The organism is Mycolicibacter heraklionensis (assembly GCF_019645815.1).
Taxonomy (GTDB): domain Bacteria; phylum Actinomycetota; class Actinomycetes; order Mycobacteriales; family Mycobacteriaceae; genus Mycobacterium; species Mycobacterium heraklionense.
Genome location: NZ_CP080997.1, coordinates 4632240 through 4651694 on the forward strand (window position 1 = coordinate 4632240; position 19455 = coordinate 4651694).

At 69.5% G+C, this 19455-nt stretch carries 18 protein-coding genes; 12 read left to right on the forward strand and 6 right to left on the reverse strand.

What is annotated here, in order from left to right; genetic code table 11:
- The first annotated feature begins 5 nt into the window (after positions 1 to 5).
- Positions 6 to 1826, forward strand: a complete 1821-nt coding sequence (locus tag K3U94_RS21855; protein ID WP_220695007.1) for a sigma-54-dependent Fis family transcriptional regulator — start codon at positions 6 to 8, stop codon at positions 1824 to 1826.
- Here K3U94_RS21855 and K3U94_RS21860 read toward each other — a convergent pair.
- Both K3U94_RS21860 and K3U94_RS21865 read right to left on the reverse strand, forming a co-directional pair.
- Positions 1808 to 2917 (reverse strand): alpha/beta hydrolase fold domain-containing protein, encoded by a 1110-nt coding sequence (locus K3U94_RS21860; RefSeq protein WP_082134115.1) that lies wholly within the window; start codon positions 2915 to 2917, stop codon positions 1808 to 1810. The genes K3U94_RS21855 and K3U94_RS21860 overlap by 19 nt on opposite strands.
- Positions 2918 to 3025: 108 nt before the next feature.
- The gene (locus K3U94_RS21865; RefSeq protein WP_220695008.1) at positions 3026 to 4015 is read right to left on the reverse strand and encodes a DEDDh family exonuclease; all 990 of its coding nucleotides are present in this window, start codon (positions 4013 to 4015) and stop codon (positions 3026 to 3028) included.
- A 73-nt stretch (positions 4016 to 4088) separates the two neighbouring features.
- Between K3U94_RS21865 and K3U94_RS21870 the strand changes: the two genes are divergently transcribed.
- The 7 genes from K3U94_RS21870 to K3U94_RS21900 all read left to right on the forward strand — a co-directional run bounded on the left by K3U94_RS21870 (position 4089) and on the right by K3U94_RS21900 (position 10176).
- Complete coding sequence (locus K3U94_RS21870; protein WP_220695009.1) at positions 4089 to 5315, forward strand: Mur ligase family protein; 1227 nt, start codon at positions 4089 to 4091, stop codon at positions 5313 to 5315.
- Positions 5312 to 6031: a type 1 glutamine amidotransferase gene (locus tag K3U94_RS21875; protein WP_047319781.1), complete on the forward strand. Its 720-nt coding sequence runs from the start codon at positions 5312 to 5314 to the stop codon at positions 6029 to 6031. The genes K3U94_RS21870 and K3U94_RS21875 overlap by 4 nt, the downstream gene beginning before the upstream one ends.
- Before the next feature lie 13 nt (positions 6032 to 6044).
- Positions 6045 to 7313 carry a PucR family transcriptional regulator gene (locus K3U94_RS21880; RefSeq protein ID WP_220695010.1) on the forward strand — a complete coding sequence of 423 codons (1269 nt, stop codon included), beginning with the start codon at positions 6045 to 6047 and terminating at the stop codon, positions 7311 to 7313.
- A gap of 106 nt (positions 7314 to 7419) precedes the next feature.
- Positions 7420 to 8655 carry an alkane 1-monooxygenase gene (locus K3U94_RS21885; protein ID WP_047319779.1) on the forward strand — a complete coding sequence of 412 codons (1236 nt, stop codon included), beginning with the start codon at positions 7420 to 7422 and terminating at the stop codon, positions 8653 to 8655.
- Entirely contained in the window at positions 8655 to 8828 is a 174-nt protein-coding gene (locus tag K3U94_RS21890) for a rubredoxin (RefSeq protein ID WP_047319778.1), read from the forward strand. The genes K3U94_RS21885 and K3U94_RS21890 overlap by 1 nt, the downstream gene beginning before the upstream one ends.
- Positions 8825 to 9007 carry a rubredoxin gene (locus K3U94_RS21895; RefSeq protein ID WP_047319777.1) on the forward strand — a complete coding sequence of 61 codons (183 nt, stop codon included), beginning with the start codon at positions 8825 to 8827 and terminating at the stop codon, positions 9005 to 9007. Before K3U94_RS21890 ends, K3U94_RS21895 begins: the two co-directional genes overlap by 4 nt.
- Positions 9004 to 10176 carry an NAD(P)/FAD-dependent oxidoreductase gene (locus tag K3U94_RS21900; protein ID WP_220695011.1) on the forward strand — a complete coding sequence of 391 codons (1173 nt, stop codon included), beginning with the start codon at positions 9004 to 9006 and terminating at the stop codon, positions 10174 to 10176. Before K3U94_RS21895 ends, K3U94_RS21900 begins: the two co-directional genes overlap by 4 nt.
- Positions 10177 to 10249: 73 nt before the next feature.
- Here K3U94_RS21900 and recR read toward each other — a convergent pair whose 3' ends face one another.
- Positions 10250 to 10861 (reverse strand): recombination mediator RecR, encoded by a 612-nt coding sequence (gene recR / locus K3U94_RS21905; protein ID WP_047319776.1) that lies wholly within the window; start codon positions 10859 to 10861, stop codon positions 10250 to 10252.
- Positions 10862 to 11197, reverse strand: coding sequence for a YbaB/EbfC family nucleoid-associated protein (locus K3U94_RS21910; RefSeq protein ID WP_220695012.1), 336 nt, complete (start codon positions 11195 to 11197; stop codon positions 10862 to 10864).
- A 130-nt stretch (positions 11198 to 11327) separates the two neighbouring features.
- Here K3U94_RS21910 and K3U94_RS21915 point away from each other — a divergent pair, with 130 nt between their 5' ends.
- The 3 genes from K3U94_RS21915 to K3U94_RS21925 are packed head-to-tail and all read left to right on the forward strand — an operon-like array spanning position 11328 to position 14835.
- Positions 11328 to 12101 (forward strand): Rv3717 family N-acetylmuramoyl-L-alanine amidase, encoded by a 774-nt coding sequence (locus K3U94_RS21915; protein WP_220695013.1) that lies wholly within the window; start codon positions 11328 to 11330, stop codon positions 12099 to 12101.
- Positions 12102 to 12154: 53 nt separating this feature from the next.
- Entirely contained in the window at positions 12155 to 13534 is a 1380-nt protein-coding gene (locus K3U94_RS21920) for an FAD-binding oxidoreductase (RefSeq protein ID WP_220695014.1), read from the forward strand.
- Positions 13531 to 14835 carry a class I SAM-dependent methyltransferase gene (locus K3U94_RS21925; protein ID WP_220695015.1) on the forward strand — a complete coding sequence of 435 codons (1305 nt, stop codon included), beginning with the start codon at positions 13531 to 13533 and terminating at the stop codon, positions 14833 to 14835. Before K3U94_RS21920 ends, K3U94_RS21925 begins: the two co-directional genes overlap by 4 nt.
- Positions 14836 to 14845: 10 nt before the next feature.
- Here K3U94_RS21925 and K3U94_RS21930 read toward each other — a convergent pair whose 3' ends face one another.
- Positions 14846 to 16063 (reverse strand): FAD-dependent oxidoreductase, encoded by a 1218-nt coding sequence (locus K3U94_RS21930; RefSeq protein WP_220695016.1) that lies wholly within the window; start codon positions 16061 to 16063, stop codon positions 14846 to 14848.
- Positions 16064 to 16145: 82 nt separating this feature from the next.
- Between K3U94_RS21930 and K3U94_RS21935 the strand changes: the two genes are divergently transcribed.
- Entirely contained in the window at positions 16146 to 17462 is a 1317-nt protein-coding gene (locus K3U94_RS21935; RefSeq protein WP_220695017.1) for a class I SAM-dependent methyltransferase, read from the forward strand.
- Positions 17463 to 17474: 12 nt separating this feature from the next.
- Here K3U94_RS21935 and K3U94_RS21940 read toward each other — a convergent pair whose 3' ends face one another.
- A complete protein-coding gene (locus tag K3U94_RS21940; RefSeq protein ID WP_220695018.1) occupies positions 17475 to 19409 on the reverse strand; it encodes a DNA polymerase III subunits gamma/tau in 1935 nt (644 codons plus the stop codon).
- Between the last annotated feature and the right edge of the window lie 46 nt (positions 19410 to 19455).

A 19455-nucleotide genomic window follows, 5' to 3' on the forward strand; every position in this document is an offset into this window, starting at 1 on the left:
ACGCGATGTCCGGGGATGACAACCCGCTGCTGAGGGCTGCCGCCGAACGGATGGCATTCCTGGAGTTCGGCAGGCCGAGCGTCGCGGGCGTCTCCGACCTGGTTGTCGCTTCGTGGGAGCGCAGCCGGGATGCCGGTGTGGATGTCGTCCGCCCGATCAGCACGTTCACCGATGAGATCGACACCGATTCGCTGTTGGCGCGCTGCGCGCGACCAGTGCTGGACCAGCTGGGCAACGACACCTCCGCCGCCAACCTGCCCCTGGCCGTCGGCCTGACCGACCGCAGGGTGCGGGTCGTCCACCGGATCGACTCCTCGTCGACGGCCACGCACCTGTTCGACCGAGTCCAGTACGCGCCGGGATTCGACTTCTCGGAGGCGGCCGTGGGCACCAACGGCGCCGGGACTGTCTTCGAGTCAGGCCAAGCCGTCAGCATCGTCGGCCCGGAGCATTACAGCGAAAGCCTGGAGGGCTTCGCCGCCAGCGGCGCCCCGATCCTCGACCCCGTCACCGGACGCGTCGAGGGCGTCGTGGCAATCGCCACGTTGACCCAGGCGTGGAATCCCGTCATGCACATTCTGGTCAAGAACGCCGCGAGAGAGATCAGCCGCAACCTGCTGCTCGACCGCAGCCAGACCCAGCAGGCCGTCTTCGACGCCTACTTACGGGTGACGGCCCGGTCGGCCCGGGCGGCGGTCTTCGCCTTCGGCGCCGCGCTGCTGATCGCCAGCCCAGCCGCCCAGCAGATGTTCGATGCCGGCGAACAACAGGTGCTCCGCGACCACGCGACTTTCCTGCTGGCCCGCAGAGAACGCGCCAGCGACACCCTCGTGCTGCCGGGCAGCCAACGCCTGGTGCGCATACGCGGGACCCGTGTCTTCGCGGGCACGGAGATCGCCGGCATGCTGGTGATCGCCGAACCGGCGACGTCTCGGCGCGCCGGATCGGTAGGGGCATCCGCCGAGCCCGGCGTGCTTCCGCTCGGACTGACCACGTTGTTCGGCTCACACGAATCGCTGGCCGGCGGTCGCTCTCCGGCGTGGGTGCGAGCCTGCGACGAGCTACGGGCGGCGCTGGAGAACCAAACTCCGGTGCTGCTGGTTGGCGAGCCCGGGGTGGGTAAGTTCACCCTGGCGACGCAGCTTTTTCAGTCGGTCTATCCGGGCGCGCGCAGCGTCACGGTCGACGCCGAACAGCTTGCGACGCAAGGCATCGCCGGCCCGCTGCCGGACGATCCGGGCGGGCCCACGTTGCACATCGCGCGGGACATCGACCGGGCAGACGCGGCCGGCGTCGAAGCGCTGAACGCCTATTTCGCTGCGGTCGAATCGCTCGACTCACCCGGATGGATGGTCGCGACGGTGTCGCAGGAACCGTCCGGCTCGACGCCGGCGTTCGATGCGCTACTGGGCCACTTTCATGCCGCGATCACCGTGCCGCCGCTGCGATACCGCACCGATGATCTGCCGGGCATCACCGCCGCCCTGCTGCGCGGGATCGCACCGGAACGCAAGGTGCGGCTCAGTCCGGCGGCGCACCGGCTCGTCGGCCGACATTCCTGGCCCGGCAACATCGCTCAGCTACGGGAAGCCCTGGTGCATGCCCTTCGCCAACGCCAGATCGGTGAGATCGCCGACACCGACCTGCCCGGGTACTGCCAGAGTGTCGCCCGCCGCGCCTTGACTCAGCTCGAAGTCATCGAACGAGACGCGATCGTCGCGGCCCTACGACAGGCAGGCGACAACCGGGCCGCTGCCGCCGCGCAACTGGGCATGTCGCGGTCGAGCCTGTACCGGAAGCTGAAGACCTACGGGATCACCACGTAGTCGTCGATCCCGTCCGGGACCGCCATCCAATCGGTCACTTCACGGATGTACTGGCCGATCTGGCGCAACGAGCGGGTGGCCTCCGGCACCATCGAGCCGGCGATCTGGAACACGTGCATCTGGCCCGGCCACACGCGCAGCTGGACCGGAACGCCCACCCCGGCCAAGCTGTCCGCAACGAGCTTGGCGTCCTGCAACATGGCCTCGGAGCCGGACACGTGGATCAGGGTCGGGCACAACCCGGATTCGATGTGGTCAAGCGGTTCGAAGATCTCCTCCGGTGTGCCGTCCACGCTGCGCCGTCTGGCGGCGTGGGTGACCAGGTCGACCAGCGCGTCGAAGGCCCTGGCCGGGAACATCACATCGGTCCCGATGTTGGGGTGCGCACGCCGGGACGCCTTGGCGATCTGCGCCAGCGGCGACATGCAGACCAGGGCCGCGGGTTGTTCCGCCTCATCGAGGAGCCGTTGGGCCAGCGCCAGAGCCAGGTAGCCGCCGGCGGAGTCACCGGCCAACACGATCTGGTCCGGCGCGTAACCCTGGCTGCGCAACCACTGGTAGCCCTCATAGCAGTCGTCGACCGCGGCGCCTACCGAGTGCTTGGGGATCTTCCGGTAGTTGACCGCCAAAGCGGGGCTGTCCGCGTACTTCGACAGTGTGGTGATCAGCCGGTGGTGGGTGTTGACTCCGCACGTCATGAAAGCGCCGCCGTGCAGGTACAGCACGACGCGCCCGGTGCCGTCCGCCGGCAGCACGCCGGCGGCGCGGACCAGCCGTGCCGTACAGCGCGACAACCGGACCGTGTGGTGAACGCTGCCCGGGGCGGAGGGGACGACCCGGGCAGCGTGGTCCACCAGGCCCCACGGCCATGGCGCCTTCGGCAGCTGACTGCCGATCGCCAAGATGGGCCAGATGCTCAGTCGGGCGGCGAGCCCGACAAGTTGGCCGGCCAGGCTGGGACCGTTCTCCATGACCTCGTCCGGCATCGAGGAATACCGCCGGCGAGCCGGGGTCGACGCGCCTCGACGGGCCCGGCCCCGCAGCGGGGTCACGTCGGCGGTTGCCCGGTCTTCACGTACAGCGGTGGTCATCGCGGGACGGCCGATGACCGCAAATGTTTCATCACGGTTAACAGCATGGCGTTATCCGTTCATCTGCCGATGTCCCAAATTGGGACACTCGCCGTCGGCCACCAGGGACTAAAACAACGAGATCTGCTCGCCGGCCGACCCGGCGTTGACGAACTCCTCGATGCCGGTGCCGTCAACCACCCGGCCGACGCACGCCATGAAGTCGCGATCGGAGACCGTCGGCACGCCCAGCTCGCGCGCCAGGTAGCCCTTGCCCTGCTCGGGGCGGTCTTCGTTGCAGATCACCAGCGACGTGTGGGCGTCGACGACATCGCTGTAGGCCAGCCCGGCGTGCAGGATGCGTTCGACGAGTTCCTCATGGGTGCGGGTGCACTCCGCCGACAACGCCACCCGCATGCCCTGCACCAGCGGACGTCCCCGCACGTAGCGGCCCGGGTTGAGGTACGCGCACGGCATCCGCGACGCCAGCGCCTTCAGCGGCCGTAGTTCCTCATGGGTGATCCGGCCGTTGGGCCAGCGGCGCCGGGTCACCGGCCGGACCGGCAGCCACACGTCACGCTCCCGGGCGCGTTGCAGGGCGGGCTCCAGCACCCCGGCCAGCACCCGGGCGTCGTCGAGCGCGTCGTGCGCCCGCGTCTGGACGACGCCCCAGTGTGCGGCCAGGGTCTGCAGCCGAAGGTTGGGCAGGCCCAGGTCCAGCCGCCGAGCAAGCTCCAGGGTGCACATCACCGAGTCGACGGGCAGCACGGCGCCGGCCATCTCCGCTTCGGCCGCCAGGAACGTGTAGTCGAAGGCCACGTTGTGGGCCACCAGGGTGCGGCCCGGCAGCAGTGCGACGACCTCGTCGACGACATCGGCGAACTGCGGCTGGCCGGCCAGCATCTCGGCGGTCAGCCCGTGCACGTGGGTGGGCCCCGGGTCGGTGCCCGGGTTGACCAGGTGCGACACCGCCTGCTCTACCCGGCCGTCGGCATCGAGAGCCAGCGCGGCGACGCTGAGCACCCGCGCCTGCCCGGGCCGAAATCCCGACGTCTCGACGTCGACCACGACCCAACCGTCGCCGGTTTCGCGGGCCGGGCGGCCCCACCGAGCACTCATGTGATGAGGATGGCACGCAGGGGTGACGAACGCCGGACGAAGCCCAGCCGTGTCGTCAACTTAAACTCACGCCATGATCACCGCCCGCGGACGCCTGGCGCTGGCCGCCGGTGCGAGTGCCCGGTGGGCGTCGCGGGTGACCGGCCGCGGTGCCGGCGCCATGATCGGCGGTCTGATCGCGATGACCCTGGACCGATCGATCCTGCGTCAGCTCGGCGCGGGGCGGCGCACCGCCATCGTCACCGGCACCAACGGCAAGTCGACCACCACCCGCATGCTCGCCGCCGCGCTGAGCGACCTGGGCGCGGTGGCCACCAATTCCGAGGGCGCCAACATGGACGCCGGGCTGGTGGCGGCGCTGGCCGCCGACCGGACCGCGCCACTGGCGGCCCTCGAGGTCGACGAGATGCATGTCCCGCACGTCGCCGATGCGGTATCGCCGGCCGTGGTGGTGCTGCTCAACCTGTCCCGCGATCAGCTGGACCGGGTCGGCGAGATCAATGCCGTGGAGCGCGCGCTGCGCACCGGCCTCGCCCGTCATCCGCAGACGGTGGTGGTCGCCAACTGCGACGACGTGCTGATGACCTCGGCCGCCTACGACTGTCCCAACGTGGTCTGGGTCGCCGCGCGCGCCGGCTGGTCGGGCGACTCGGTCAGTTGCCCGCGTACCGGCGAGGTGATCGACCGCCACGATGGCCACTGGCGTTCCACCGGAAGTGACTTCAGCCGGCCCACGCCGCAGTGGTGGTTCGACGACGACTCGCTCTACGGGCCGGACGGGCTGGTGCTGCCGATGCGGCTGGCCCTGCCCGGCACCGTCAACCGCGGCAACGCCGCCCAGGCCGTCGCGGCCGCCGTCGCCCTGGGCGCCGATCCGGTCAAAGCGGTAGCCGCGGTCTCGGCGGTCGACGAGGTGGCCGGCCGCTACCGCAGCGTGCAGGTCGGCGATCACACAGTGCGGATGCTGCTGGCCAAGAACCCGGCCGGCTGGCAGGAAGCCCTGTCGATGGTCGACAAGCACGCCGCCGGGGTGGTGATCGCCGTCAACGGCCAGGTGCCCGACGGTGAGGACTTGTCCTGGCTGTGGGACGTGCGTTTCGAGCACTTCGAAGAGGTGCCGGTGGTGGCGGCCGGCGAGCGCGGAACCGACCTGGCAGTGCGGCTGGGCTACGCCGGTGTGCGGCACACCCTGGTGCACGACACCCTCGCGGCGATCGCGTCCTGCCCACCCGGGCCGGTCGAGGTGGTCGCCAACTACACCGCCTTCCTGCAATTGCAGCGGAGGTTGGGACCCTCATGAACAGGGCTGATCCGGTGCGGATCGGGCTGGTGCTGCCGGACGTGATGGGCACGTACGGGGACGGCGGCAATGCGGTGGTGCTGCGGCAGCGGCTGCTGCTGCGCGGGATTCCCGCCGAGATCGTCGAGATCACCCTGGCCGAACCGGTGCCCGAGTCCTTGGACCTCTACACCCTGGGCGGCGCCGAGGATTACGCACAGCGACTGGCCACCCGGCATCTGATCACCCACCCGGGCTTGCAGCGCGCGGCGGCGCGGGGCGCGCCCGTGCTGGCGATCTGCGCGGCCATCCAGGTGCTCGGGCACTGGTATGAGACCTCGGCCGGCGAGCGGGTCGACGGAGTCGGGATGCTGGACGTGACCACCTCCCCGCAGGACGTGCGCACCATCGGCGAGGTGGTAGGCACGCCGCTGCTGGCCGGGCTGACGCAGCCGTTGACCGGCTTCGAGAACCATCGCGGCGGCACCGTGCTGGGACCATCGGCCACACCGCTGTCGAAGGTGACCAAGGGCGCCGGCAACAGGGCCGGCGACGGCTACGACGGCGCGGTGCAGGGCAGCGTCGTCGCCACCTACCTGCACGGGCCGTGCCTGGCCCGCAACCCGGAACTGGCGGATCTGCTGTTGTCGAAGGTGGTCGGCGACCTGGCGCCCCTGGAGCTGCCGGAAGTGGACGTGCTGCGCGCCGAACGGCTGGCTGCACCCCGGCGGGTCTGACTACGGTCGGACCATGACCGATCAGAGCGCGGTCGCCGAGGCCGCGATTGAAATCTCCCAGCGCCTCTACGATCGCCTGGCCGAGACCATCGGAGTCATCGAAGACCTGGTCGCCAAGGAGTCGCCGGACCTGACCACCGATTCGTCACTGCTGCATCTGCTGCACGAGACGGTGTCGGCGAACGTCGACGCGTACTTTTCGGCGATCCGGCACAACATCCCGGTGGCCGACATCGCGGCCCCACCGGTTGCGCTGGAGCACGCCCGCCGGCTGGCCCAGCGCGGGGTGCCGGTGAACGCGTTGGTGCGCGGCTACCGGCTGGGCCACTCGGAGGCGCTGCGGCTGGTACTCGAGGAGGTCCGGGCCGCCGAGCTGGAGCCGGACCTGAGCCTGAGTGTGCTGGGCGCGATGTCGACGCTGATGTTCGGCTATATCGACGAGATGTCGCAGCAGGTGGTCGCCGTCTACCAGGCCGAGCGGGAGCGCTGGCTGGAGAGTCGAAATGCGGTGCGCGCGTTGCGGGTCCGCGAGATCCTCGCCGGCGAGAGCAGCGACGTCGACGCGATGACGACGGCGATCCGCTACCCGCTGCGGCGCACCCACGTCGCAGTGGTCGTGTGGTATCCGAAAGCCGGCGGCGACAAGCTGGCCGCCGCGGAGGGTTTCATCAAACAGCTCGCCGACACGCTGGCGGTGCACGGTCCGCCGCTGTTCGTCCCGGCCGACAGCGCATGCGGGTGGGCGTGGCTTCCGCTGCCCTCGACCGGCGGAGGCGACGTGGTGGAACAGATCCGCGCGTGCGCGCTCGCCGCGGACGGCGAGCCCTGGGTGGCGATCGGTGCCCCGCTTCCCGGTGTCGAGGGTTTCCGCCGCTCGCACCAGCAGGCCTTGGCGGCGCACACCCTGGCGGTCGCCTCCGGCGCGACCATGAACCGGGTCAGCGCGGCCGGCGATCCCGGTCTTGGCGCCGCGGCACTGCTCGGCGGCGACAACCTGGCCGCCGCACGGGCCTGGGTCGCCGAGGTGCTCGGCCCGCTGGCCTGCGACACCGAGAGCGACGGCCGGCTGCGCGACACCCTGCGGGTGTTCCTGCGCACCGGGTCCAGCTTCAAGGCGGCCGGCGAGCAACTGCATTTCCATGTCAACACCATGAAGTACCGGGTGCAGCGGGCGATCGAGCGGCGCGGTCGGCCGATCGCCGAGGACCGCCTGGACGTTGAGATCGCCCTGCTGCTGTGCCAGTGGTACGGCGCCGCCGTGTTGTCTTCCGAAGACGAATAGCCGGCCGAATTCCGGCCGCGCGAGACGAGCGACGAGGCTGCCGCGCTACCTAACGTCAGGCACATCCGAAAAACATGGTGTGACCAAGGCGAGAGGTTGAAATGCAATGAGCACCGAAATGGCCAGCGAACCGAAGGTCTGGCAGGACAAGAAACGTCACCTGTGGCTGTTGGGCCTGATCGTGCCCACCATGCTCTTCCTGGTGCTGCCGCTGGTCTGGGCGCTGAACAAGGCCGGCCTGCACACGACGGCGCAAATCCCGCTGTACATCGGGCCGATCCTGCTCTACCTCATCCTGCCGGCGCTGGACCTGTGGATCGGCGCCGACGGGCAGAACCCGCCGGACGAGGTGATGACGGCGCTGGAGAACGACAAGTACTACCGCTACGCCACCTACGCCTACATCCCCTTCCAGTACGCCAGCGCCATCTTCGGCGCCTACCTGTTCACCGCCTCGGACCTGGGCTGGCTCGGCTTCGACGGGTCACTGGGCTGGCTGGGCAAGATCGGGGTGGCGATGACGACGGCCACCGTGGCCGGGGTCGGTATCAACACCGCCCACGAGCTGGGGCACAAGCGGGAGTCGCTGGAGCGGTGGCTGGCCAAGATCACCCTGGCCCAGGTCTGCTACGGCCACTTCTATGTCGAGCACAACCGCGGCCACCACGTCCGGGTGGCCACCCCGGAAGACCCCGCGTCGGCCCGCTTCGGTGAGACGTTCTGGGAGTTTCTGCCCCGCAGCACTTTCGGCGGCATCCGCTCGGCATGGGAATTGGAGGCCCAGCGGGTCCGCCGGACCGGCAAGAGCCCGTGGAACCCGCGGACCTGGGCGGACAACGACGTGATCAACGCGCTGGCGATGTCGGTGCTGTTCTGGGGCGTGATGCTCGCGGTGTTCGGTGTCGCACTGGTGCCCTACGTGCTGATCAACGCCATCTACGGGTCGTCGCTGCTGGAGTCGGTGAACTACCTGGAGCACTACGGGCTGGTGCGCCAGAAGCAGGGCGGTGAGGGTTCGCAAGGCCGCTACGAGCGCTGCACGCCGCAGCACAGCTGGAACTCCGACCACATGGTCACCAACCTGTTCCTCTACCACCTGCAGCGGCACAGCGACCACCACGCCAACCCCACCCGGCGCTACCAGACGCTGCGCAGCTTCGAGGATTCGCCGAACCTGCCGGCCGGATATGGAGCGCTCATTGGGGTGACCTACTTCCCGCCGGTGTGGCGCAAGCTGATGGACCACCGGGTGCTCGAGCACTACGCCGGTGACATCACCCGGGCCAACATCTCGCCGCGCCGCCGGGAGAAGATCCTGGCCCGCTACCAGGTAGCGGCCTGATGGCCGGGTACGGGTGCCCGGGCTGCGGGTACGTCTACGACGAGGCCGCCGGGGAGCCCCGAGAGGGGTTCCCCGCCGGCACCGGATGGCAGCAGATCCCGGACGACTGGACCTGCCCGGACTGCGCAGTACGCGAAAAGCTGGATTTCGAACCGATAGGAGAGAGCTCATGAACGACTACAAACTGTTCCGGTGCCTGCAGTGCGGCTTCGAGTACGACGAGGCGCTGGGCTGGCCGGAGGACGGCATCGACCCCGGCACCCGCTGGGCCGACATCCCCGAGGACTGGAGCTGCCCGGACTGCGGTGCGGCGAAGGCCGACTTCGAGATGGTGGAAGTGGCCCGGTCGTGAACGGGGTGGTCATCGTCGGGGCGGGCCTGGCGGCGGTACGCACCGCCGAACAGCTTCGCCGCAACGGCTACACGGACCCGATCACCGTCGTCGGCGCCGAAGAGCACCCGCCCTATGACCGTCCGCCGCTGTCCAAGCAGATGCTGCGCGGCGAGGTCGACAGCGTTGCTTTGAAGCCGGCGGGGTTCTACGAGGACAACGGCATCGAGTTGCGGCTCGGCTGCCCGGCCCGCGCCGTCGACGTGGCGGCCCACACCGTGACACTGGCCGACGGGGAGGTCCTGGGCTACGACCAGCTGGTGATCGCCACCGGCTTGGTGCCCAACCGCATCCCGGCGTTCGGCGACCTGGATGGCATCTGCGTGCTGCGCTCGCTCGACGACTGCGTGGCGCTGCAGCGCCGGGCCGCGAACGCGCGCCGGGCCGTGGTGATCGGCGCGGGTTTCATCGGGTGCGAGGTCGCGGCCAGCCTGCGCGGCCTGGGAGTGCAGGTGGTGCTGGTGGAGCCGCAACCCACCCCGCTGGCGTCCGTGCTGGGCGAGCAGGCCGGGGCGTTGATCGCCCGGCTGCACCGGGATGAGGGTGTCGATGTGCGTACCGGTGTGGCGGTGGATTCCGTCTCCGGCGGTGAATGCGTCGAGGCGGTGACGCTGGCCGACGGGTCGGTCATCGAGGCCGACCTGGTGGTGGTAGGCATCGGGTCGCGCCCGGCCACCGACTGGCTGGCCGGCAGCGACGTCGACGTGGCTGATGGCGTGGTCTGCGACGCGGTCGGACGCACCAGCGCCCCGGACGTCTGGGCGATCGGCGACGTGGCGTCCTGGCGGGACGCGACCGGGGCGCAGGTCCGCGTCGAGCACTGGAGCAACGTCGCCGACCAGGCGAAGACCCTGGTGGCGGCGATGCTGAACTCCGAAGCGGTGGTCAGTCCGGCCGTGCCCTACTTCTGGAGCGACCAGTACGACGTCAAGATCCAGTGCCTGGGCCGGCCGAGAGCCGGCGACACCGTGCACCTGGTCGACGATGACGGCCGCCGATTCCTGGCCTACTACGAGCGCGACGGGGCATTGGTCGCGGTGGTGGGCGCAGGCATCCCGGAGAAGGTCCGGACGGCCCGCGCCGGCATCGCCGCGGGTGTGCCGATCTCCGACGTCCTGCAGCCGGCCTAACGCCGCGAGATCGCATCCACGCAGGGAAAGTTCGAGAAGGTTCCTGCGTGAGTGCGATCTCGCGGTAAAGGAATCAGGCCATGGCGCGGCGGCCGGTGAAAGCCCGGCCCAAGGTCAGCTCGTCAGCGAATTCCAGGTCACCGCCCATCGGCAGGCCGGACGCCAGGCGGGTCACCGAGAGACCGGGGATGTCGCGCAGCACCCGCACCAGGTACGTAGCGGTGGCCTCACCCTCGGTGTTGGGGTCGGTGGCGATGATCACCTCACTGACGTCGACGCCGTCAATCCGCTCCCCGACCCGGTTCAGCAGCTCACGCACCCGCAGCTGCTCGGGACCGATTCCCGACAAGGGATCCAGCGCGCCGCCGAGCACGTGGTAGCGGCCGCGGAACTCCCGGGTGCGCTCGATGGCGGCGACGTCCTTGGGCTCCTCGACGACGCAGATCTGGGCGAAGTCACGCCGCGGATCCCCGCAGATCCGGCAACGCTGCGCGTCGGCGACGTTGCCGCACACCTCACAGAACTGCACTCCGTCGCGGACCTTGGTGAGCACCGCGGTGAGCCGGTCGATCTCCGGCGGCTCCACCGACAGCAGGTGAAACGCGATCCGCTGGGCGCTCTTGGGGCCGATGCCCGGCAGCTTGCCCAGCTCGTCGATCAGGTCCTGAACCGGACCCTCAAACACCTAGGCTCCCGGCATGCCGAGCGCGCCGCCCATGCCGCCGGCCAGCGGCGAGAGCCGCTGCTGGGCCAGCGTGTGCGCCTTCTTCGAGGCGTCCGCGAGCGCTCCCACGAGCAGGTCCTGCAGTGTCTCGATGTCCTGCGGGTCGACGACCTTCGGGTCGATGTGCACCGCGAGCACCTCGCCGCTGCCGTTGGAGGTGACCTTGACCAGGCCTCCGCCGGCCTCCCCGTGCACCTCGGTGACGGCCAGCTCCTGCTGTGCCTGCAGCAGTCGCTGCTGCATCTGCTGCGCCTGGGCCAGCAGCGCCGACATGTCGGGCGGGCCTCCTGGTTGCATGACACTCCCCTTGCGTTGTCGTGTGCGTTGTCGTGTGCGTGGTCTCGACTGGGTTGCGGCTTGGTTTCAGCTCCGAGACCCGGTGCGTGTGAGAATCCCAGCGTAGTCGGCCTCGGCCTACGTTGGCGGTGTGCGCGTACCAGTTCTTGTCCGTGTCGGTATCGCGATCACCATCGGCCTGGTGGTGGCCGCCGCGGTGCCGAGCGCCCCGCTGGCTCCCTTGGCCTGGGCCGGTCCGGCCAATATCGCCGGCATGATCGTGTTCCTCGACCCCGGCCACAGCGGCGCGGGTGACCCGGCTGCCCTGTCACGTCAGGTGCCCAACGGCCGGGGCGGCACCAAGAACTGCCAGACCAGCGGCACCGCGACCAACTCCGGCTATCCCGAGCACAGCTTCGCCTGGGACACCACGCTGCGGATCCGCCAGGCCCTCAACTCCGCCGGGGTCCGCACCGCGATGTCGCGCGGTGACGACAACGGGCCGGCGCCGTGCGTCGACGCCCGCGCCGCGGCGGCCAATGCGCTGCACCCCAACGCCATCGTGTCCATCCATGCCGACGGCGGCCAGCCCGCCGGCCGCGGATTCCACGTCAACTACTCGGCACCGCCGCTCAACCCGGCCCAGGAGGGCCCCGCGGTACGGTTCGCCCAGATCATGCGCAGCCAATTGCAGGCCGCCGGCATTCCCCCAGCCAATTACATCGGCACCGACGGCTTGAAGGGACGCGCCGACCTCGCCGGGCTGAACCTGGCCGAATATCCGTCGGTCCTGGTCGAGCTGGGCAACATGAAAAACACCACCGATGCAGCCCTGATGGAGAGCCCAGCGGGCCGGCAGCGCTACGCCGACGCGGTCGCACGCGGCATCGCCAGCTTCCTGAGCAGTCAAACGCAACTGCCCTGAACCGCCACGCCGTTGCGTGCAGATCCGCCGATCCCCCGTTAGCGTGGGAGGTGATGTCCGTTCGGCCGGCCGATACACCGACATCCCACGCGCGGGGGGTGCAGCGACTGCTGGACAGCTACCGGAACATCCCCGCCGACGAATCGGTCCGGCTGGCCAAGCCCACCTCCAACCTGTTTCGGGCGCGCGCGAAGCGCCAGGCACCCGGTCTGGACACCTCGGGCCTGGTCAGCGTCCTCGCCGTCGACCCGGAGAACCGCACCGCCGACGTCGACGGCATGTGCACCTACGAGGACCTGGTCGCCGCCACCCTCCCCTACGGTTTGGCACCGTTGGTGGTCCCGCAGCTCAAGACGATCACGGTGGGCGGCGCGGTCAGCGGCTTGGGAATCGAGTCGGCGTCGTTCCGCAATGGGCTTCCCCATGAGTCGGTGCTGGAGATGGACGTGCTTACCGGCGCGGGCGAACTGCTGACCGTGTCGCGACACCAACATGCGGACCTGTTCCATGCTTTTCCGAATTCTTATGGCACGCTGGGATATTCGACACGACTCCGGATCGAGCTGGAAGCCGTCAAACCGTTCGTCGCGTTGCGGCACATCCGCTTCGACTCCCTGGACGAGCTGGTTTCGACGATGGACCGCATCATCGACACCGGCGGGCTCGAAGGCGTTCCGGTGGACTACCTCGACGGGGTGGTGTTCAGCCCCCGGGAGAGCTACCTGTGCGTCGGCATCGCGACCGACTCCCCCGGCGCCGTCAGCGACTACACCGGCCAGCAGATCTACTACCGCTCGATCCGGCACGCGCACGGGATCAAAGACGACCGGCTGACCATCCACGACTACCTGTGGCGCTGGGACACCGACTGGTTCTGGTGCTCGCGCGCGTTCGGGGCGCAGCGTCCCCTGGTGCGACGCTGGTGGCCGCGACGCTACCGGCGCAGCAGCGTCTACTCGAAGCTGATCGCCTACGACCAGCGGTTCGCCATCGCCGACCGGATCGAGAAGCGACACCACCGCCCGCCACGTGAGCGGGTGGTGCAGGACATCGAGGTCCCCCTGGAGCGCTGCCGGGAATTTCTGGACTGGTTCTTCGCCCACGTGCCGATCGAGCCGGTGTGGTTGTGCCCGCTGCGGCTGCGCAGCGATGAGGAGTGGCCGCTGTACCCGATCCGGCCCAACCGCACCTACGTCAACGTGGGGTTCTGGTCGTCGGTCCCGGCCGGCGCCACCGAGGGCGCCACCAATCGCCTGATCGAGGCCAAGGTGAGCGAGCTCGACGGCCACAAGTCGCTGTACTCCGACTCCTACTACACCGCCGCGGAGTTTGACGAGCTCTACGGCGGTGAAACCTACCGAGCGATCAAGAAGACCTACGACCCCGACTCGCGACTACTGGATCTCTACGCCAAGGCGGTGCGACGACGATGACGATCGACAGCGAGCAGGTCCGCACTCCGACCGGCCGATTGAGCCTGGCCCAGGTGCTGGAGACCCTGGCCACCGACGGGCACCTGCCGCTGCGCTTCACCGCCTATGACGGCAGCAGCACCGGCCCCGACGACGCGCCCCTGGGCCTGGACCTGTTGACCCCGCGCGGCACCACCTATCTGGCCACCGCTCCGGGCGACCTGGGTATGGCCCGCGCCTACATCGCCGGGGACCTGGGGGTGCATGGCGTACACCCCGGGGATCCCTACCTGCTGCTCAAGGCGCTGGCCGACGAGCTGCACTTCAAACGGCCCTCGCCGCGAGTGCTGGCCAACATCGTGCGCTCGATCGGAATCGAGCACCTGGTGCCGATCGCCCCGCCGCCCCAAGAGGCACTCCCCCGGTGGCGACGCATCGCGGAAGGGTTACGGCACAGCAAGTCTCGGGATGCCGAGGCGATTCATCACCACTACGACGTGTCCAACGACTTCTACGAATGGGTCTTGGGCCCGTCGATGACCTACACCTGCGCGGTCTACCCGGACCCGGATGCGACGCTGGAGCAGGCCCAGGAGAACAAGTACCGGCTGATCTTCGACAAGCTGCGGTTGTGCCCCGGCGACCTGCTGCTCGACGTCGGCTGCGGCTGGGGCGGCATGGTGCGCTACGCGGCGCGGCACGGGGTGCGCGCCATCGGTGCGACGCTGTCGGCCGAGCAGGCCCGGTGGGCGCAGCGCGCGATCGCCTCCGAGGGGTTGGCCGGCCTGGCCGAAGTAAGGCACTGCGATTACCGCGACGTCGGCGAATCCGGCTTCGACGCGGTCTCCTCGATCGGGATGACGGAGCACATCGGCGTGGCCAACTACCCCGCCTATTTCGGTTTCCTCAAGTCCAGGCTGCGTCCCGGCGGCCTGCTGCTCAACCACTGCATCACCCGGGCGGACAACAAATCCGGTGCGACCGCAGGCGATTTCATCGATCGCTATGTGTTTCCCGACGGGGAGCTGGCTGGCTCAGGCCGCATCATCAGCGAGATCCAGGACGCCGGCCTGGAGGTGCTGCACACCGAGAACCTGCGCAACCACTACGAGCTGACCCTGCGCGATTGGTGCGCCAACCTGGTGGCGCACTGGGACGACGCCGTCGCCGAGGTCGGGCTGGCCACCGCCAAGGTGTGGGGCTTGTACATGGCGGGCTCCCGGTTGGGCTTCGAGCACAACGGGATTCAGCTTCATCATGCGCTGGCGGTCAACGGCTCCGACGGGGCCGGCCTGCCGCTGCGGCCGTGGTGGCGGCCCTAGCCGGTAGCGGTTACTGGCGGCGCGCGAAGGCCGGCGCCCGCTCCGGCCGCACCCCCACACCGACCAGATAGGCCGGAATCGCCGACAGCCAGGGAAACATCGCGACCAGGGTGCCCACACTCGCCGGCGGGCTGAGGTTCTTGCCGTTCAAGATCGGGTTCAGCGCTCGGTGCGCCAGGCGCTGGACGGACTGGGTGACGACGGTGGGCAGCTGTCGACGCCGTTGCACGGCGGCCAGGTCACGAGGGGTCACCCGGCCTTGCCGCAGCGGCTCGGCCAGGAGGGTCGCCGCGGCCACTGCATCCTGCACCGCCAGATTGATGCCGACACCACCCACCGGCGACATGGCGTGCGCGGCGTCTCCGATGCACAACAGCCCGTCAATACTCCAGTGCCGCAACCGGTTCACCCGGACATCGAGGTGTTTGACGTCGTCCATGCTCCGCAGCGCCTGCACCGAATCCGCGGCTTCCGGAATGAGCTCGACCACGTCACGGCGGAACGCCTCGATACCGCGCGCTCGCCTGTCCGCGTCGGTGCCCTTGCGCCCCAGATAGGCGACCTGAAAATAACTGTCGCGCGGAATCATGATCGCGGCCCGCCCCGGCCCCAGTCGGGGCAACAGGGTGGGCTGGGCGGCGCGGTCGTTCGGCAGGCGGAACCACCAGACATCGAAGTTCACCGGAAACTCGCGTGAGTGCAAGCCGGCCTCGTGCCGCGCGACCGACCAGCGCCCGTCGCAGGCCACCGTGAGATCGGCACGCAGTTCGCCGGTACCGTCGGTGTCGCGGTAACGCACTCCGGCCACCCGACCGTCCTCGTGCAGCAGCCCGGTGACTTCGGTCTGCATCCGCAAGGTGAACGTCGGCTCGGTCTGCGCGGATTCGGCAAGCAGGTTGAGCAGGTCCCACTGCGGCACCATCGCAACGTAGGGGTGCGGCTGGCGCCGCAACCGGCCGAAGTCGACCACGGTGACGTCGCGCCCGGCCACATCCAGGCTGACCTGGTGGATCTCGCTGTGCGACAACGTCGCAAAGCGCTCCCAGAGCCCGAGCTCGTCGAGGAGTCGCAGCGTGGTGGGATGCACGGTGTCGCCACGGAAGTCGCGCAGGAAGTCGGCGTGCTTCTCCAGCAGGGTCACCCGCACGCCGGCCCGCGCCAGCAACAACCCAAGCACCATGCCTGCGGGTCCACCACCGACGATCGCGCAGGTGGTCGTTTCGGTCATATCGCCCATTGGGGTGCCACGTTACCCGGGTTTGAGGTGCTGCCCGGGCGGTTACCCGCATCTGAACAACGGGGGGTAACTCATGACGGCTAAAACACTCATCAGAAGCACGAACACCACCGCGAACGGCAAGCTGGGGCTAGCTGAGATTCTGGTGCTACTGGCCGGCGGGGGGCAGCCACCGCTGAAGATCTCTGCCTACGACGGCAGCAGTGCCGGCCCCGATGACGCAGAACTAGGAGTCGATCTGCTGAATCCGCGCGCCACCGCGTATCTGGCCACCTCACTGGGCCAACTCGGCATAGCCCGGGCCTACGTCTCGGGTGACCTGGAACTGCGTGGTGTCCATCCGGGAAATCCCTACGAGGTGCTCAACGCCATGGCGGACCTCGAATTCAAGCACCCGTCGCCGCGCGATATGGCCAACATCGTCCGCTCCATCGGGCTGAGGAATCTCAAGCCGATCGCTCCGCCCCCGGAGGAGGCGCCACCTAAATGGCGACGCACCGCCAGCGGGCTGCGGCACAGCAAGTCTCGGGACGCGGACGCGATTCATCACCACTACGACGTGTCGAACGCCTTCTACGAGTGGGTGCTGGGTCCGTCGATGACCTACACCTGCGCCATCTACCCGACCGCCGACGCGACGCTGGAAGAAGCCCAGGAGAACAAGTATCGGCTGATCTTCGACAAGCTCCGCCTGAAGCCCGGAGATCGCCTGCTTGACGTCGGCTGCGGCTGGGGCGGCATGGTGCGCTACGCCGCGCGCCGCGGGGTGCACGCGCTCGGCGCCACCCTGGCTGCAGAGCAGGTCGCCTGGGCGCAGCAGGCGATCGCCGATGAAGGGCTCTCCGAGTTCGCTGAAGTCCGGCACTGCGACTACCGGGACGTGCGAGAGACCGAGTTCGACGCCGTCTCTTCGATCGGAATGACTGAGCACATCGGGGTGAAGAACTACCCGTCCTACTTCCGTTTCCTCAAGTCGAAACTGCGCACCGGTGGTCTGCTGCTCAACCACTGCATCACAACGGCGGACAATTCGATCTACAAGGGCGACCCATTCACCGACCGGTACGTCTTCCCCGACGGCGAGATCACCGGGGTGGGAACCATCACCGCCGAGATCCAGCAGACCGGTCTCGAGGTCCTGCACGAGGAGGACTTCCGGCTCCACTACGCCAAGACGCTGCGCGGCTGGTGCCAGAACCTGGTGGACCACTGGGACGAGGCCGTCGCCGAAGTCGGCCTGGGCCGCGCCAAGGTGTGGGGACTGTACATGGCGGCGGCGGTAATCGGCTTCGAGCGCAACCAATGTCAGTTACACCACGTGCTGGCCGGCAACGTCGACAAGCAGGGTGGGGATGGGGGCCTGCCGCTGCGGCCCTGGTGGACCCCCTAGAAAAAGCAGCCTTCAGTCGCCGCTGATCCGGCGGGCGCCCAGCTCGTTCTGCAACAACTCCAGGGCCACTTCTTCGGGGTCGCGGCGAGGCGGGGCGTCGGCGCCCGCGGCGGCGGCCTCGGCCAGCATGGCCTCCTCGTCGGCGCGCCGCGCCGATTCCACATCGGCCTGAGCGGGCGCAGCCGGGCGGCCCGCTTCCGGGGATGGTCCGCCGGCCTCGCAACGCACCCGCCAGTTGACCCCGAGGGCATCCTTGAGCGCCTCGGTGATGACGTCGGCGTTGCGCGGTTCGGAGAGTCGCCTGGCCAGTGCGGCCGTTTCGTGGGTCAGCACCAGGGTGTTGCCGTCCACCGTGCGCACGGTCGCGCCGGCCAGCATCGCCTCGGTGGAGCGGCTGCGCTGACGTACCTTGTCGCGCACCGTGGTCCACATCGCGCGCACGGCGGCGGCGTCGGGTTCCCCGGGGCTGACTGCGGCAGCGGGTGCGGGCGGCGCGGGCTCGGGCTCGGGCTGCGGTGCAGGGGCCGGCGCGGGTGGCGGAGCGGGTTCGGGCTCGGGCGCCGCCGCGGCGGGTGCCGACACCGGCTCGGGCGCGGGGGCAGCGGCGGGCACCGGCGGCGGCTCGGGCGCGGGCTCAGCTGCCCGCGCAGAGCGGCGGGTGAACTGCTTGCCGGCCGACGCGGCTGGTGCTGCCGGCGCGACGCCGGCGGCGGCAGACGGCGCGCCCTGGGACGCCGCAGCCCCGGTCCGCACCGTCCCCGCCGGGATCGACATGTCCAGCCGGCCCTCGATGCGCTCGACCCGTTGCAGGAGTGCGGCTTCGGTGTCGGCGGCCGAGGGCAACAGCAGCCGGGCGCACACCACCTCCAGCAGCAGCCGCGGGGCGGTCGCCCCCCGCATCTCGCCGAGGCCGGCGTGCACCACCTCGGCGTAGCGGGCCAGGGTGGCCGGACCGAGCCGGGCAGCCTGCTCGTGCATCCGCTCCAGCATGTCCTCCGGCGCGTCGACCACACCCTTGGCGACCGCGTCGGGGACCGCCTGCAGCACGATCAGGTCCCGGAACCGCTCCAGCAGGTCGATGGCGAACCGGCGCGGGTCATGGCCGGCGTCGACGACGGCCTCCACGGCGCCGAACAGCGATGCGGCATCCCCGGCGGCCAGGGCGTCGACCGCCTCGTCGATCAGGGCGACATCGGTGGCCCCCAGCAGGCCCAGCGCCCGCTGGTAGCGGACGTGGCTGATGTCGGGGCTGCCGGGCATTGGCTCCGAGCCGGCCAGCAGCTGGTCGAGCACGGAGAGGGTGTCGCGCGGCGAACCGCCACCGGCACGAATCACCAGGGGGTACACCGCGTCGTCGACGGCGACGTGCTCCTGCTCGCAGATCCGGCCGATCAGCTCCCGCATGGTCCGCGGCGCGAGCAGCCGGAACGGATAGTGGTGGGTGCGCGACCGAATGGTCGGCAGCACCTTCTCCGGCTCGGTGGTGGCGAACACGAAGATCAGGTGGTCGGGCGGCTCCTCGACGATCTTGAGCAGCGCGTTGAAACCCGCGGTGGTCACCATGTGCGCTTCGTCGATGATGAAGATCCGGTAGCGCGACTGGGCGGGCGCGTAGAAGGCGCGATCCCGCAGATCGCGGGTGTCGTCGACGCCACCGTGGCTGGCCGCGTCGAGCTCGACGACGTCGATGCTGCCCGGCCCGTTGGGGGCCAACGCCACGCACGAGTCGCAGGTTCCGCACGGCGTCGGGGTCGGCCCCTGCGCGCAGTTCAGCGATCGGGCCAGGATGCGCGCCGACGACGTCTTGCCGCAGCCGCGGGGCCCGGAGAACAGGTAGGCGTGGTTGATCCGGCCCGCCGCCAAGGCGGTGCACAGGGGTTCGGTGACGTGCTCCTGCCCCACCACTTCGGCGAAGGTTGCCGGACGGTATTTGCGGTAGAGCGCCACGCCAGCAGGTTACTTGCTCGGCCCGACGACGGTGCAGGCCCGGCAG